Below are 16,387 nucleotides of genomic sequence, written 5' to 3' on the forward strand. Positions count from 1 at the left end.
CCTTGACGGCCGGTGGCCGTTCGGACAGGGTGTTCCACCACAAGCAATTCGATGCGCTATGTGCAACGAAGCGAGGACTCCGCGCGTGGCAGACCTGTACCTGGACGGAGAGTGGCGCGAGGCGGTGGCCGGAGGCCGCCGGGAGATCCGCTGCCCCGCCGACGGAGTGCTCGTCGCGACGGTCTCCGAGGCGACCGGCGCCGACGCGGAGGCCGCGGTCGCCGCCGCCCGCGCCGCCTTCGACCACGGCCCCTGGCCGCGCACCCCGGAGCGCGAACGCGGCGCCCTCCTGCTCCGCACCGCAGGCATCGTCGAACGGGACGCCAAGGAATTCGCCCGCGCCGAATCCCTCGACACCGGCAAGCGGCTCGTGGAGAGCGAGTACGACGTCGCCGACGTCGTCGCCTGCCTGCGCCACTACGGCGGCATCGCGGGGACCTCCGCCGGACGGGTCGTCGACACCGGCCGCGACGACGCGGTCAGCCGTGTCGAGTACGAGCCGGTCGGCGTCTGCGCCCTGATCACCCCCTGGAACTACCCACTGCTGCAGGCTTCCTGGAAGGTCGCGCCCGCGCTCGTCGCGGGCAACACGTTCGTCCTCAAGCCCAGCGAGCTGACGCCTTCCACCTCCGTGCTCCTGATGCGGGCCCTGGAGGAGGCCGGACTCCCGCCCGGGGCCGGAAACCTGGTCCTCGGCGCCGGGCCCGGGGCCGGCGCCCCGCTCGCCGAGCACCCCGGCGTCGACATGGTCTCCTTCACCGGCGGCCTGGAGACCGGCAAGCGGGTCATGGCCGCGGCCGCCGCCACGGTGAAGAGGGTCGCCCTCGAACTCGGCGGCAAGAACCCCAACGTGGTCTTCGCCGACGCCGACTTCGAGACGGCCGTGGACTTCGCGCTCACGGCCGTCTTCCTGCACTCCGGCCAGGTCTGCTCCGCCGGGGCCCGGCTGATCGTGCAGGACACGGTCCACGACGCATTCGTCGACGAGGTCGTACGGCGCGCCGGCGCGATCCGCCTCGGCGGTCCCTTCGACCCCGCGGCCGAGACGGGCCCGCTGATCTCCGCCGCCCACCGCGACAAGGTCGAGGCGTACGTCGCCGCCGGGATCGCCGAGGGCGCCGTGCTGCGCTGCGGCGGCGCCCGCCCCGCGGACGCTGCGCTCCAGGACGGCTTCTACTACCCGCCGACCGTCCTCGACGACTGCGACCAGGGCATGCGCGTCGTCCACGAGGAGTCCTTCGGGCCCGTGCTGACCGTCGAGCGCTTCACCGACGAGGACGACGCCGTACGCATCGCCAACGACACCGAGTACGGCCTCGCCGGGGCCGTCTGGACCAGGGACGCCGGCCGCGCCCAGCGGGTCGCCCGCCGGCTGCGCCACGGCACCGTGTGGATCAACGACTACCACCCCTACGTACCGCAGGCGGAATGGGGCGGCTTCGGCCACTCGGGCGTGGGCCGGGAGCTGGGACCGACCGGCCTGGACGAGTACCGCGAGCCCAAGCACATCTGGCAGAACATCCGACCCAGGCCGCAGCACTGGTTCCGCGGCTGAACGCCCAGGAGAGGCCGACCGTGACCCCAGCACCGACCGATGTGCCGCAGCGGCGCGGCGCGTCCCACGACGAGGACCAGGACCAGGACCGGAACGCGGTCATCTCCGTGCGCGGGCTGTGGAAGGTGTTCGGGCCGAAGGGCGACAGGGTGCCGGAATCGCAGGAGCTGCGCGGGCTCGGCCGCCGTGAGCTGATGGAGCGCACGGGTTGCACCGCGGCCGTGCGCGACGTCCACTTCGACGTCGCGCCCGGCGAGGTGTTCGTCGTGATGGGCCTGTCCGGCTCCGGCAAGTCGACCCTGGTGCGCTGTCTGACCCGGCTCGTGGAACCCACCGCCGGCCAGGTCGTCCTGGAGGGCGAGGACGTCCTCGCCGCCGACGCCAAGCGGCTGCGCGAACTGCGCCGCAACAGGTTCTCCATGGTCTTCCAGCACTTCGGCCTGCTGCCGCACCGCAGGGTCGTCGACAACGTCGCGTACGGCCTGGAGATCCGCGGCATGGGCCGGGCCGAGCGCGTCAAACGGGCCCTGGAGGTCGTCGAACTGGTGGGCCTGGCGGGCTACGAGAACTCCTACCCCGACCAGCTCTCCGGCGGCATGCAGCAGCGCGTCGGCCTGGCCCGGGCACTGGCGGGGGACCCCGGCATCCTCTTCTTCGACGAGCCGTTCTCCGCGCTCGACCCGCTGATCCGCCGCGACATGCAGAACGAGGTCATCCGCCTCCACCACGAGGTCGGCAAGACGATGGTGTTCATCACCCACGACCTGTCCGAGGCACTCAAGCTCGGCGACCGCATCCTGATCATGCGCGACGGCCGGACGGTGCAGTGCGGCACGGGCGACGAACTGGTCGGCGCCCCCGCCGACGACTACGTGCGCGACTTCGTCAAGGACGTGCCGCGGGCCGACGTGCTGACGCTCCGCTGGATCATGCGCGACCCGCGGCCCGACGACGCCCTCGACGGCCCCGAACTCGGACCCGGCACCGTCGTCCGCGAGGCGACACGGGCCGTGCTCGCCGCCGAGAAGCCGGTCAGGGTCGTCGAGGACGGGCGGCTGCTCGGCGTCGTCGGCGACGAGGAGATCCTCGCCGTCGTCGCAGGCCGGGAAGGCGGCGCGTGATGGCGGTCGCCGCCTCCGGGGCACGCGAACGGCTCGCGCCCGTACGGCTGCGCCGCCGGGCCGTCGTGGCGGGCATCGTCGTGCTGTGGCTGGTGCTCTTCGCGCTCCTGCGCGGCCGGCAGACGCTCACCCTCGCGGCGGCCGACCTGACCTCGCTGCACCGCTGGTTCAACGACGTCAACGACACCATCGGCGCGGACCGCAACAGCAACCCGCTCTTCCTCTACTTCTTCAACGAGATCCGGCTGGTCATCGACACCCTGGTGACCTTCGTCCAGACGCTGATCTCGCAGCCGCCCGACGGCCGCCCGGTGCCGCAGATCGGATGGCTCGGCGTGGTCGCGATCGCCGGCTACCTCTCCTGGGCGCTGGGCAACTGGCGCGTGGCGCTGCTGGCCGTCGCGGGCTTCACCTTCTTCGGGCTGCAGGGCCTGTGGCAGGAGAGCATGGACACCCTGGCGCTCACCGTGTCGGCGGTGCTGGTGGCGCTGCTGTTCGGCATCCCGCTGGGCGTGTGGGCCGGGCTGTCGCCGCGGGTGAACCGCGTCCTGACACCCGTGCTGGACTTCATGCAGACGATGCCGACCTTCGTCTACCTGGCGCCGCTCACCCTCTTCTTCCTCATCGGGCCGGCCTCCGCCACCATCGCCACCCTGATCTACGCGGCGCCGCCCGCCGTCCGCATCACCGCGCACGCCATCCGCTCGGTACCCGCGACCACGGTGGAGGCGGCGGAGTCGCTCGGTTCGACCAGGGTGCAGACCCTCACCAAGGTGCTGCTGCCGATGTCGCGGCGCACCGTGGTGATGGGCGTCAACCAGAGCATCATGGCGGCCCTGTCCATGGTGACCATCGCGGCCCTCATCGACGCCCCCGGCCTCGGCAAGACCGTCGTCCAGGCCCTGCAGTCGCTCGACGTCGGCACCGCCTTCAACGCCGGCCTCGCCATCGTCGTCATGGCCATCGTCCTGGACCGGGTCACCACCGCGGCCGCCGTCAGGACGGAGCGGGGGCAGGGCTCCGGCGGGCGCCTGCGGCGCCGGCGCGGGCCGCTGCTCGCCGCGGGCGCCGTCGCCGCGGCGGTCGCCGCCTGGCTGTCCCACACCTACGTCTGGGCCGCGGAGTTCCCCGGCGAGGGCGGAGCGGGGCGCTCCCTGGCGAGTGCCGCCGACACCGTGACCACCTGGGCGCAGGAGCACCTGTCCGGGGTCACGGGCGCCCTTCGCGACGTGCTCACCAACGCGCTCCTCAACCCCTTCCAGACCCTGCTCACCGAGTCCCCGTGGTGGCTCACCGGCCTCGTGCTGGTGGCCCTGGGAACGGTCCTCGGCGGCCTCGGCGCCGGCGGCACCGCCGCGGTGTGCGTGGCGCTGCTGGTGGGCACCGGGGTGTGGCAGGACGCGATGACCACGCTCGCCTCGACCGTCGTGGCGACGCTGCTGGTGATGCTGCTCGGGGTCACGGTGGGCGTGTGGATGGGCCGCAGCGCGCTCGCCGACCGGATCGTCCGGCCCGGCCTGGACGCGGCGCAGACCATGCCGCCCTTCGTCTACCTCGTACCGTTCCTCGCGCTGTTCGGCGCGAGCCGCTTCACCGCGATCGTCGCCGCCGTCGTGTACGCCGCGCCCGTGACGGTGAAGATCGTCGCCGACGGCGTCCGGGGCGTGCCGGGGACGACGGTGGAGGCCGCGGCGGCGGCCGGGTCCAGCACCTGGCAGCTCGTCACCAAGGTCCAGCTGCCGATGTCGCGCGGCGCCCTGGTGCTCGCGACCAACCAGGGCCTGATCTACGTGCTGTCGATGGTCGTGGTGGGCGGCCTGGTCGGTGCGGGCGCCCTCGGCTACGACGTCGTGGCCGGCTTCTCGCAGGGCGAGCTGTACGGCAAGGGGCTGGCGGCGGGACTCGCCATCGTCTTGCTCGGCGTGATGTTCGACCGGATCACTCAGGCCGCGGCCGGGCGCACCACGAGGGTGCCCGGCGGGCGCTAGGGCAGGAGGCGGTAGACACATGGCAACACACCTGACGGCGGCCGGCCGGTCGGCGCGATGGCGTGCCGGGGCGGCCGGGGCCGCGGCACTGGGGCTCGTCCTCACCGGCTGCGGCGGCGCCAAGGTCGGTGGGTCGGACGCCGGTTCCGGGGGCTCCTCCGGCAAGTGCGGCACCTTCAACCTGGCGGTCAACCCCTGGGTCGGCTACGAGGCGGACGCGGCGGTCGTGGCGTACGTCGCCGAGGAGAAGCTGGGCTGCACGGTCAAGAAGAAGGACCTCAAGGAGGAGATCGCCTGGCAGGGCTTCGGCACCGGCGAGGTCGACGCGATCCTGGAGAACTGGGGCCACGACGACCTGAAGAAGAAGTACGTCGAGCAGCAGAAGACCGCCGTCGAGGCGGGCCCGACCGGCAACAAGGGCGTGATCGGCTGGTACGTGCCGCCGTGGCTGGCGAAGGAGCACCCGGACATCACGGACTGGAAGAACCTCGACAAGTACGCCGACGAGTTCCGCACCTCCGAGTCCGGCGGCAAGGGCCAGCTTCTGGACGGCGACCCGTCGTACGTCACCAACGACGCCGCCCTGGTGAAGAACCTCGAGCTGGACTTCAAGGTGGTGTACGCGGGCAGCGAGACCGCGCTGATCCAGGCCTTCCGGCAGGCCGAGGCCAAGAAGCAGTGGCTGCTCGGCTACTTCTACGAGCCCCAGTGGTTCCTGTCGGAGGTCCCGCTCGCCAAGGTCGAGCTGCCGCCGTACGAGGCCGGCTGCGACGCCGACGCGGAGAAGGTCGCCTGCGACTACCCCGTCTACGACCTGGACAAGATCGTCAGCAAGAAGTTCGCCGGCTCCGGCAGCCCGGCCTACGACCTGGTGAAGAACTTCAACTGGACGAACGAGGACCAGAACCTCGTCGCCAAGTACATCGCCGTCGACAAGATGAGCCCCGAAGCCGCCGCCGAGAAGTGGGTGAAGGCGAACCCCGGCAAGGTGGACGCCTGGGTCAAGTAACCCCGCCCCGCGCCACCGGGGCGCAACGCGCCGTTCCCGTGCCCGGCGGGCTGTTCCGACAGCCCGCCGGGCACCGTCGTTCCCCGGGCCGTCACCAGGCCGTCCCGGGGCCGCTCCAGCCGCCTCCCGGCGGCCTTCTCCCGCCCCTGGCGGGCCTCTTGACACCCTCTCCGGCGCCCGGCACATTGAGTTGCGCAACCTGAATCATGTTGCGCTGACAGCAACTGGGAGGTTTGGCGATGACGGGACCCCGCGTGGTCATCATCGGAGCGGGCGTCGTGGGGGCGGCGCTGGCCGACGAACTGTCCTCCGCCGGCTGGACCGACGTCACGGTCGTCGACCAGGGGCCGCTTCCCGCCACCGGGGGCTCCTCGTCCCACGCCCCGGGCCTGGTGTTCCAGACCAACCCCTCCAAGACCATGACCGAACTCGCCCGCTACACCGTGGACAAGCTCCGCTCCCTCGACGTCGACGGGCAGCCCTGCTTCCTCCAGGTCGGCGGCCTGGAGGTGGCCACCACCCCCGAGCGCCTGGCCGAACTGCACCGGCGGCACGGCTGGGTGACCTCGTGGGGCGTCGGGGCCCGGGTCGTCGGACCCGAAGAATGCGCCGCGCTCCACCCGCTGCTGGACCGCTCACGCGTCCTGGGCGGACTGTTCGTCCCCACCGACGGCCTCGCCAAGGCCGTCCTCGCCGTCGAGGCGCAGACCCGGCGCGCCGCCGCGCGCGGCGTTCGCTTCCTCGAACGTCACGAAGTCCTCGCCGTCACCCAGGACGACGGCCGCGTCACCGGGGTCGTCACCGACCGCGGCGGTGCGCTCGCGGCCGACGTCGTCGTCTGCTGCGCCGGCATCTGGGGCCCCAAGGTGGCCCGGATGGCGGGCATGGAGCTGCCGCTCACCCCGCTCGCCCACCAGCTCGCCTGGACCGGCCCGGTCCCCGCCCTGGCGGGCCAGGCCGCCGAGGCCGTCCGCCCGATCCTGCGCCACCAGGACGCCGACCTCTACTACCGCGACCACCACGACCGCATCGGCATCGGCTCCTACGGCCACCGCCCCATGCCGGTCCCCGTCGACGACATCGCCTCGTTCGACGCCGCGGACGGGATGCCGTCCGTCCTGGAGTTCACCGAGGACGACTTCGCCGACGCCTGGACCGAGACCCGGTCCCTGCTGCCCGCCACCCGCGACGCCAAGGTCGAGGAGGGCATCAACGGACTGTTCTCCTTCACCACCGACGGCATGCCGCTGCTCGGCGAGTCGCCACAGGTGAAGGGGTTCTGGGTCGCCGAGGCCGTCTGGGTCACGCACTCGGCCGGCGTCGGCCGGGCGATGGCCGAATGGCTGGTGGACGGCCACTGCTCGTCCTTCGACCTCCACGAATGCGACGTCAACCGCTTCGAGCCGCACCAGCTCGCGCCCGACTACGTGCTCGCCCGCGACTGCCGCAACTTCGTCGAGGTCTACGACATCATCCACCCGCTCCAGCCCACGGGCGCCCCGCGCCCGATCCGCACCAGCCCCTTCCACCCCCGCCAGGAGGAGCTCGGGGCCTTCTTCCTGGAGGCGAACGGCTGGGAGCGGCCGCAGTGGTACGAGAGCAACGCCGGCCTGGTGGAGGGCCGTTCCCTCCCCGTCCCGGGCGACTGGGCGGCCCGCTACTGGTCGCCGGTCGTCGGTGCCGAGGCCCAGGTCACCCGGGAGACCGTCGCCCTGTACGACATGACCGCGCTCAAGCGCCTGGAGGTCACCGGACGCGGCGCCGCCGCCTTCCTGCAGCGGCTCACCACCGGCAACGTCGACAAATCGGTCGGGTCGGTGACCTACACCCTGCTCCTGGACCACGACGGCGGCATCCGCAGCGACATCACGGTGGCCCGGCTCGGCCGCGACCTCTTCCAGGTCGGCGTCAACGGCAACCTGGACCTGGACTGGCTCACCCGGCACCTCCCCGGCGACGGCACCGTCGCGGTCCGCGACATCACCGCGGGCACCTGCTGCATCGGCCTGTGGGGACCGCTCGCCCGCGAGGTCCTGCAGCCGCTCGCCGACGCGGACTTCTCCGACGCCGGACTGAAGTACTTCCGCGCCAAGCGGGCGCACGTCGGGGCCGTGCCCGTCACGGCGATGCGGCTGTCCTACGTCGGCGAACTGGGCTGGGAGCTGTACACCACGGCGGACCTGGGTCTGAAGCTCTGGGACACCCTGCTGGCCGCCGCCCGGCCGCTGGGCGGCATCCCCGCCGGGCGCGGGGCCTTCAACAGCCTGCGTCTGGAGAAGGGGTACCGCTCCTTCGGCACCGACATGACCTTCGAGCACGACCCCTACGAGGCCGGCCTCGCCTTCGCCGTCAGGGAGGACAAGGACGACTTCACCGGCAAGGCCGCGCTCGCCCGGCGCCGGGACCAAGCGCGGCGCAGGCTCACCTGCCTGACCGTCGACGACCCGGGCTCCGTGGTGATGGGCAAGGAACCGGTGTACGACGGCGACCGGCCCGTCGGCTACGTCACCAGCGCCGCCTACGGCTACACGGTCGGCAAGGGCATCGCCTACGCCTGGCTGCCGGCGGAGCTCGCCGTGCCGGGGCGCGCCCTCGACATCGCCTACTTCGACCGGCGCGTGGCGGCGCGGGTCGCCGCGGAGCCGCTGTTCGACCCGGCCATGTCCCGCCTCCGCGGCTGACATCCCGCGGACGGCACCACCGCGAGACCTCCGACGCCGCCGCTGAGAGGAAGCCCCGCGCATGAACCCGCTGACCGCCCGCCTGTCCGAACTCGACCCCGAGGTGCACGCCGCGCTGCGCGCCGAACTGGCCCGTCAGCGGTCCACCCTGGAGATGATCGCCTCGGAGAACTTCGCGCCCGCCGCCGTCATGGAGGCCCAGGGCTCGGTGCTGACCAACAAGTACGCAGAGGGCTACCCCGGCCGCCGGTACTACGGCGGCTGCGAGCACGTCGACGTCACCGAGCGGCTCGCCGTCGAGCGCGTCAAGGCCCTCTTCGGCGCCGCCCACGCCAACGTCCAGCCGCACTCCGGGGCGCAGGCCAACACCGCCGTGCTCTTCGCCCTGCTGCGGCCCGGCGACACCGTGCTCGGGCTGGACCTCGCGCACGGCGGCCACCTCACGCACGGGATGCGGCTCAACTACTCCGGGAAGATGCTCGACGTCGTCCCGTACCACGTCTCCGCGACCGACCACCGGGTCGACATGGACGAGGTCGAGCGGCTCGCCAAGGAACACCGCCCGAAGATGATCATCGCGGGCTGGTCGGCGTATCCCCGGCAGCTGGACTTCGCCGCCTTCCGCCGCATCGCCGACGAGGTCGGGGCGCTGCTCCTGGTCGACATGGCGCACTTCGCGGGCCTGGTCGCCGCAGGGCTCCACCCGAACCCCGTCCCGTACGCCCACGTCACCACCACGACCACCCACAAGACGCTCGGCGGACCGCGCGGGGGAGTGATCCTGACCGACGACGCCGATCTCGCCAAGAAGCTGAACTCGGCGGTCTTCCCCGGTATGCAGGGCGGCCCTCTGGAGCACGTGATCGCCGCGAAGGCGGTCTCCTTCAAGGTCGCCGCCGGGGAGGAGTTCAGGGAACGCCAGGCCCGCACCCTGGCCGGTGCCCGCATCCTGGCCGAGCGCCTGACGCGGGACGACGCCGCGCGGGCGGGCGTGTCGGTGCTCACCGGAGGCACCGACGTGCACCTCGTCCTCGTCGACCTGCGCGCCTGCGCCCTCGACGGCCGTCAGGCCGAGGACCTGCTGCACTCGATCGGCGTCACCGTCAACCGCAACGCCGTCCCCTTCGACCCGCGCCCGCCCATGGTCACCTCGGGGCTGCGCATCGGCACGCCCGCCCTGGCCACCCGCGGTTTCACCGAGGACGACTTCGCCGAGGTCGCCGACGTCATGGCGCTCGCCCTGAGCCCCGCGCCCGACCTGCCCGCCCTGCGGGCCCGCACCGAGGCGCTCGCCGCCGCGCACCCGCTCTACCCGCACCTGCCGCAGGACGGAGACGACGCCCGATGACCCCGCGCACCCCGGGTGCCGACCTCCCCGACCACCCGGAGTTCCTCTGGCGCACGCCCGAACCCAAGCGCTCCTACGACGTGGTCGTCGTCGGCGGCGGCGGGCACGGCCTGGCCACCGCGCACTACCTGGCGCGCAACCACGGCATCACCGACGTGGCCGTGCTGGAGAGGGGCTGGCTCGCGGGCGGCAACATGGCCCGCAACACCACGATCATCCGCTCCAACTACCTCTGGGACGAGAGCGCGGGCATCTACGAGCACGCCCTGAAGCTGTGGGAGGGCCTGGAGGAGGAACTGGACTACCCGATCCTGTTCTCCCAGCGCGGGGTCCTCAACCTCGCCCACAGCCTCCAGGACGTACGAGACGGCGTCCGCCGGGTCGAGGCCAACCGGCTGAACGGAGTCGACGCCCAGTGGCTCGACCCCGCGCAGGTGAAGGAGGTCTGCCCGATCGTCAACACCTCGCCGGACGTGCGGTACCCGGTGATGGGCGGGACCTACCAGCCCCGCGCGGGGATCGCCAAGCACGACCACGTGGCCTGGGGCCTGGCCCGCTCGGCCGACGCGGCCGGTGTCGACCTCGTCCAGAACTGCGAGGTGACCGGCATCGACGTCCACGACGGCCGGGTCACCGGCGTACGGACGAACCTCGGGCCCATCGCCGCGGGCAAGGTGGCGCTCTGCGCGGCCGGCCACACCTCGGTGCTGGCGCGGATGGCCGGTTTCGACCTGCCGCTGCAGAGCCACCCGCTGCAGGCGCTGGTGAGCGAGCTGCTGGAGCCCGTGCACCCCACGGTCGTCATGTCCAACGCGGTGCACGTGTACGTCAGCCAGGCCCACAAGGGCGAACTGGTCATGGGCGCGGGCATCGACGCCTACAACTCCTACACCCAGCGCGGCGCGTTCCACGTCATCGAGCGGCAGATGGCCGCCGCACTGGAACTCTTCCCGGTCTTCGCCCGCGCCCACCTGCTGCGCACCTGGGGCGGCATCGTCGACGTCAGCCCGGACGCCTCGCCGATCGTCGGCCTCACCCCGGTCCACGGCCTCTACCTCAACTGCGGCTGGGGCACCGGCGGTTTCAAGGCCACCCCCGGGGTGGGCTGGGTCTACGCGGACACCATCGCCCACGACAGCCCGCACGCCCTGGCCGCGCCCTTCTCGCTCGAACGATTCACCACCGGCGCGCTCGTCGACGAGCACGGCGCGGCCGCGGTCGCCCACTGAGGAGCCCGATCGATGCTGCTCATCCCCTGCCCCTGGTGCGGGCCCCGCGACGAGGCCGAGTTCCACTACGGCGGTCAGGCGCACCTCGCCTACCCGCGGGACCCGGCGGCCCTGACGGACGAGGAGTGGGCCCGCCACCTCTTCTTCCGCGACAACCCCAAGGGTCCCTTCGCCGAACGCTGGATGCACGCCGCGGGCTGCCGCCGCTGGTTCGACGCGGTGCGCGACACGGCGACGAACCGCTTCGTCAACGGCGCGTCCGCCCCGGACCCCGGCCCGTCAACGGCCGTCGGCCCGGCGGCGTCGCGCGCGCCGGCCGCCCCGGCCCCCGCCCTGCGGCCGGCGCGTGACCCGGCACAGCCCTTCCGGCTCGCCGAGGGCGGCCGGATCGACCGCGCCACGCCCCTGACGTTCACCTTCGACGGCACCACGTACACCGGCTACCGCGGGGACACCCTCGCCTCCGCGCTGCTCGCCCACGGGGTCGTCGCCACCGGTACCGGCATCAGGCTGGGGCGTCCGCGCGGCATCTTCTCCGCCGGGGTGGAGGAGCCCAACGCCCTGGTGCAGATCGAGTTCCCGTTCCCGGAACCGATGCTGCCCGCGACGACCGTCGAGCTGTACGACGGCCTCGTGGCGACCGGCCTGCCCGGTCGGGGCCGGCTCGCCACCGAGCCCGACCCGGCCCGCTACGACGCCGTCCACGCCCACTGCGACCTGCTGGTCGTCGGCGCGGGCCCCACCGGGCTGGCGGCGGCGGCCGTGGCGGCCGGCAGCGGGGCGCGGGTGATCCTCGCCGACGACCAGCCGGAACCGGGCGGCAGCCTCCTCGGCAGCGGACGGCACCTGGACTGGGCCGCGGAGACCGAGGCCCTCCTCGCCGCCGAACCCGGGATCCGCGTCCTGCGCCGTACGACGGTTTTCGGCCACTACGACGACAACCACGTCCTCGCCGTCGAGCGCCGCACGAACCACCTCGGCGCCGCCGCCCCCGTCCACGTGTCCCGCGAACGCGTCCACCGCGTCCGCGCCCGCCGGGTCGTGCTCGCCACCGGCGCGCACGAGCGTTCGCTGGCCTTCCCCGACAACGACCGTCCCGGCGTCATGCTGGCCGGCGCGGCCCGCGCCTACGTCCGCCGCTACGGCGTCGTACCCGGGCGCAGGGCCGTCGTGTTCACCACCAACGACAGCACCGGCGACGTCGTGCGCGACCTGGCCGCCGCCGGCGTGGAGATCGCGGCGGTGGTCGACGCCCGTGACGGCGCGTACGTCACCGGCACCGATGGGACGGACCGGCTGACGGCCGTCCTGGTGGGCGACCGGCGGATCGAGGCCGACCTGCTGCTGGTCTCGGGCGGCTGGAACCCCGTGGGCCACCTCTACAGCCAGGCGGGCGGCGCCCTGCGGTACGACGGGGCCCTCGGCACCTTCGTCCCGGTGCCAGGATCGACGCACCAGGCCGTGGAGTTCGCCGCCACGCCCGCGGAGGGCGTGGCGGCCGCCGCCCGGGCGCTCGCGGCCGAGGGCTTCACGCCGGCGCGGCCCCTCGTCCCGCCGGCTGAGCCGGGACCCGGGCGCCCGCCGACCGTCCTCTTCGACGTCCCCGTCCCGGCCCCCGGCCCGCGCTTCGTCGACCTGCAGCGCGACGTCACCGTGGCCGACCTGGCGCGTGCGGCCGGTACGGGGATGCGCTCGGTGGAGCACACCAAGCGGTACACCACCGCGGGCACCGCGAACGACCAGGGGAAGACCTCCGGCGTCCTGGCCTCGGGCGTCGTCGCGGGCCTGCTCGGCGTGGAGGTGTCCGCGCTCGGCACGACGACATACCGCCCCCCGTACGCGCCGGTGTCCTTCGCCGCGCTCGCGGGCCGCGACCGGGGCGCGCTCCACGACCCGGTCCGGGTGACCGCGCTGCACGACCTCCACCTCGCCGGCGGCGCGGTCTTCGAGGACGTGGGGCAGTGGAAACGCCCCCGGTACTACCCGCGCCCCGGCGAGGACATGGCGGCGGCCGTCCTGCGCGAGTGCCGGGCCGCCCGCGAGGACGTGGCCTTCATGGACGCCTCGACCCTCGGCAAGATCGACGTCCAGGGCCCGGACGCGGCGGAGTTCCTGGACGGGCTCTACACCAACCTGATGTCCACCCTGCGCACGGGGATGATCCGCTACGGCGTCATGTGCCGCCAGGACGGCATGGTCTTCGACGACGGCACGGTCATCCGGCTCGCGGAGGACCGCTTCCTGGTCACGACGACCACGGGCAACGCCGCCGCCGTCCTGGACTGGATGGAGGAGTGGCTGCAGACCGAGTGGCCGGAACTGCGCGCCCACTGCACCTCGGTGACCGAGCAGTGGGCCACCGTCGCCCTCGTGGGCCCGCGCTCGCGCGAGGTGCTGGGCGCGCTCGCCCCCGGACTGGCCGTGGACAACGCCGACTTCCCCTTCATGGCCTGGCGCGACGCGACGGTGGCGGGGCTGCCGGCGAGGGTGTGCCGGATCAGCTTCTCCGGGGAGCTCGCGTACGAGATCAACGTCCCGCCCTGGCGGGCGACGGCCCTGTGGGAGGCGGTGCGGGCCGCGGGCGCCACCCCGTACGGCACCGAGACGATGCACGTGCTGCGCGCCGAGAAGGGCTATCCGATCGTCGGCCAGGACACCGACGGCACGGTCACCCCGCAGGACCTCGGCATGGGCTGGGTCGTGTCGAAGAGGAAGCGCGACTTCATCGGCAAGCGGTCGCACGCCCGCACCGACACCGCACGCCCCGACCGCAAGCACCTCGTCGGCCTGCTGCCCGAGGACCCGGGCCTGCTGCTCCCGGAGGGCACCCACCTCGTCGCGGACCCGGTGCCGCCCGGACCGCCCGTTCCGGCGCTCGGCCACGTCAGTTCCAGCTACCGCAGTGCCGCCCTGGGCCGAACCTTCGCGCTCGCCCTGGTCAAGGGCGGCCGGCAGCGGGTGGGGGAGCGGCTGTACGCGCCCGTCGGCGACCGTCTGGTGCCCGTGACCGTCGCCTCCCCCGTCCTCTACGACCCCGAGGGGGCCCGCCGTGATGGCTGACACCGTCGCCCGGCTCAGTCCGCTGTCGGCCGCGGCCGGCCGGCTCGCCGCCACGACCCGCGCCTCGGGAGGCGCCCTGCGCCTGGCCGAACTGCCCTTCCTCACGCAGATCGACCTGCGCCTGGACCCCGGGGGCCCGGCCGCAGAGGCCGCCGGGCTCGCCCTGGGCGCACCGCTGCCCCTGGAGCCGTGCACGGCCGTCCGCACCGGGGACCTGGCGGTCCTGTGGCTCGGCCCCGACCAGTGGCTGGTCGTCGGGCCGCCCGGCGCCCAGGAGGACCTGGAGGCCCGTCTGCGCAAGGCCGCGGGCGAGGCGCACGTCTCCGTCACCGACGTCTCCGCCCAGCGCACCACCCTGCTGGTTTCCGGCCCCCGCGCCCGCGACCTGCTGGCCCACGGCTGCTCGCTCGACCTGCACCCGCGGGTGTTCACCCCCGGCCGCTGCGCGCAGACCGCGCTGGCCCGCGCCCAGGTGGTGCTGGTGGCCAGGGAGGAGGTGCGGGCGGGCTTCTGGGTGCTGGTCCGCTCCTCCTTCGCCGGCTACCTGGCCGACTGGCTGCTGGACGCCGCCACGGAGTACGTGTGACGTGGGCCGCACGACCCCCTCTTAACTTGAATCCCTGATGCGCATTATTTAGCCTCAAGGCATGCGCCTGACGAAGTCCACCGACCTCGCGCTCCGCGCGGTGATGGCCCTGTCCGTCAAGGACGAGCCGTCCACCGCCCGGGACGTGGCCGAGGCGATGCGGGTCCCGTACTCGCACCTGGCCAAGGTGGTGGCCCGGCTGCAGCACCTGGGGGTCGTCGAGACCCGCCGGGGGCGCGGCGGTGGCCTGGAGCTCACCGCCGCCGGGCGGGCGGCCTCGGTCGGCCGCCTGGTGCGGGAGCTGGAGGGTGTCGGCGACGTCGTGGACTGCGAGGGCGAGACACCCTGTCCGCTCGCCGGCGCCTGCCGGCTGCGCGGCGCGCTGCGCCGGGCGCAGGAGGCCTTCTACGCCTCCCTGGACCCGCTCACCGTCGCCGATCTGACCGCCGCGCCCACCGGACCCGTCCTGGTGGGGCTGGTCGGCTCCGGCCCGCCCGGTCCGCGGGGCTGATCCGGCCCATCCGAACCGACCGCCCGCCGAGGGCGGGTCTCTGCACGCCCTTTAATGCGAATATCAGATACCAATTAGGGAGCCGTCCATGCTCAGCGAGAAGTCCGCAGCGACCGTCCGCGCCACCCTGCCCGCCGTCGGCGGCGCGATCTCCGAGATCACCGCGCTCTTCTACGACCGGCTCTTCGCCGCCCACCCCGAGTTGCTGAGGGACCTGTTCAACCGCGGCAACCAGGCGGCCGGCACGCAGCGCGAGGCGCTCGCCGGAGCCATCGCGCACTTCGCCACCGTCCTGGTCGAGCACCCCGGACAGCGCCCCGACGCGATGCTCTCCCGCATCGCCCACAAGCACGCGTCGCTCGGCATCACCCCCGGCCAGTACCACATCGTGCAGGAGCACCTCTTCGCCGCCATCGCCGAAGTGCTGGGCGACGCCGTCACCGAGGAGGTCGCCGCCGCCTGGGACGAGGTCTACTGGCTGATGGCCAACGCCCTCATCGCCATCGAGCAGCGGCTCTACGCCGAGCACGGCGTCCTCGCCGGGGACACCTGGCGCCCCTGGGAGGTCGCCGCGAAGGTGCAGGAGACCGAGGACGTCGTCTCCCTCCGGCTCCGTCCCGCGGACGGCCTGCCGCTGCCCGACTTCGGCCCCGGCCAGTACGTCTCGGTGCGCGTCGAACTCCCCGACGGCGCCCGGCAGATCCGGCAGTACAGCCTCTCCGGCGCGCCCGGCGACACCACCCGGCAGATCACCGTCAAGCGCGAGCGCGGCGTCGCCGGGGACCCGGCCGGCGAGGTCTCCGGCCACCTCCACGACCACGTGGGCGAGGGCGCCCTCGTCGAGCTGTCGGCCCCCTACGGCGACATCGTCCTCCACGACGACGGCGGGCCCCTACTGCTCGCCTCCGCCGGCATCGGCTGCACCCCGATGCTCGCCATGCTGCACCGGCTCGCCGGCGACGGCTACGGCGCCCCCGTGACCGTCGTCCACGGCGACCGTACGCCGGGGCACCACGCCCACGCCGCCGACCACCGCGCCCTGACCGAGAAGCTCCCCGGGGGCAGCGCCCACTTCTGGTACGAGGACCCGGGCACCGACGCCGTCCCCGGCGACCGCACCGGCCGGGTCGACCTGTCCGGCGTCGACCTGCCGGACGGCCTGCGGGCCTACCTGTGCGGCCCGCTGCCCTTCATGCGCGCCGTGCGCAGCCAGCTCATCGAACGCGGCGTGCCCGCCGCGGACGTGCACTACGAGGTCTTCGGCCCCGACCTGTGGCTGGCCCGCGGCTGACCGGCCAC

Annotated in this window: 11 protein-coding genes; all 11 read left to right on the forward strand. The window is 73.4% G+C overall.

Annotated features, from left to right (window positions below):
* Positions 1-85: 85 nt before the first annotated feature.
* The 11 genes from AC1VWI_RS36705 to AC1VWI_RS36755 all read left to right on the forward strand — a co-directional run bounded on the left by AC1VWI_RS36705 (position 86) and on the right by AC1VWI_RS36755 (position 16,379).
* Positions 86-1,555, forward strand: coding sequence for an aldehyde dehydrogenase family protein (locus AC1VWI_RS36705; protein ID WP_499515334.1), 1,470 nt, complete (start codon positions 86-88; stop codon positions 1,553-1,555).
* Positions 1,556-1,575: 20 nt separating this feature from the next.
* Entirely contained in the window at positions 1,576-2,676 is a 1,101-nt protein-coding gene (locus AC1VWI_RS36710) for a quaternary amine ABC transporter ATP-binding protein (RefSeq protein ID WP_499515335.1), read from the forward strand.
* On the forward strand, positions 2,676-4,664 hold the full coding sequence (locus tag AC1VWI_RS36715) for an ABC transporter permease (RefSeq protein WP_499515336.1): 1,989 nt from the start codon (positions 2,676-2,678) through the stop codon (positions 4,662-4,664). Before AC1VWI_RS36710 ends, AC1VWI_RS36715 begins: the two co-directional genes overlap by 1 nt.
* Positions 4,665-4,683: 19 nt before the next feature.
* The gene (locus AC1VWI_RS36720; RefSeq protein ID WP_499515337.1) at positions 4,684-5,673 is read left to right on the forward strand and encodes an ABC transporter substrate-binding protein; all 990 of its coding nucleotides are present in this window, start codon (positions 4,684-4,686) and stop codon (positions 5,671-5,673) included.
* Positions 5,674-5,912: 239 nt separating this feature from the next.
* Positions 5,913-8,354: a GcvT family protein gene (locus AC1VWI_RS36725; RefSeq protein ID WP_499515338.1), complete on the forward strand. Its 2,442-nt coding sequence runs from the start codon at positions 5,913-5,915 to the stop codon at positions 8,352-8,354.
* A gap of 61 nt (positions 8,355-8,415) precedes the next feature.
* Entirely contained in the window at positions 8,416-9,702 is a 1,287-nt protein-coding gene (glyA, locus tag AC1VWI_RS36730) for a serine hydroxymethyltransferase (RefSeq protein ID WP_499515339.1), read from the forward strand.
* Positions 9,699-10,931: a sarcosine oxidase subunit beta family protein gene (locus AC1VWI_RS36735; protein WP_499515340.1), complete on the forward strand. Its 1,233-nt coding sequence runs from the start codon at positions 9,699-9,701 to the stop codon at positions 10,929-10,931. The genes glyA and AC1VWI_RS36735 overlap by 4 nt, the downstream gene beginning before the upstream one ends.
* Positions 10,932-10,943: 12 nt before the next feature.
* Positions 10,944-13,991, forward strand: coding sequence for a sarcosine oxidase subunit delta (locus AC1VWI_RS36740; RefSeq protein WP_499515341.1), 3,048 nt, complete (start codon positions 10,944-10,946; stop codon positions 13,989-13,991).
* Positions 13,984-14,577 (forward strand): sarcosine oxidase subunit gamma, encoded by a 594-nt coding sequence (locus AC1VWI_RS36745; protein WP_499515342.1) that lies wholly within the window; start codon positions 13,984-13,986, stop codon positions 14,575-14,577. Before AC1VWI_RS36740 ends, AC1VWI_RS36745 begins: the two co-directional genes overlap by 8 nt.
* A 61-nt stretch (positions 14,578-14,638) precedes the next feature.
* Positions 14,639-15,088, forward strand: coding sequence for an RrF2 family transcriptional regulator (locus AC1VWI_RS36750; protein WP_499515343.1), 450 nt, complete (start codon positions 14,639-14,641; stop codon positions 15,086-15,088).
* Positions 15,089-15,176: 88 nt separating this feature from the next.
* The gene (locus AC1VWI_RS36755; protein WP_499515344.1) at positions 15,177-16,379 is read left to right on the forward strand and encodes a globin domain-containing protein; all 1,203 of its coding nucleotides are present in this window, start codon (positions 15,177-15,179) and stop codon (positions 16,377-16,379) included.
* Positions 16,380-16,387 lie beyond the last annotated feature (8 nt).

The sequence above is a fragment of the Streptomyces sp. TOM-9 genome, from assembly GCF_056858595.1.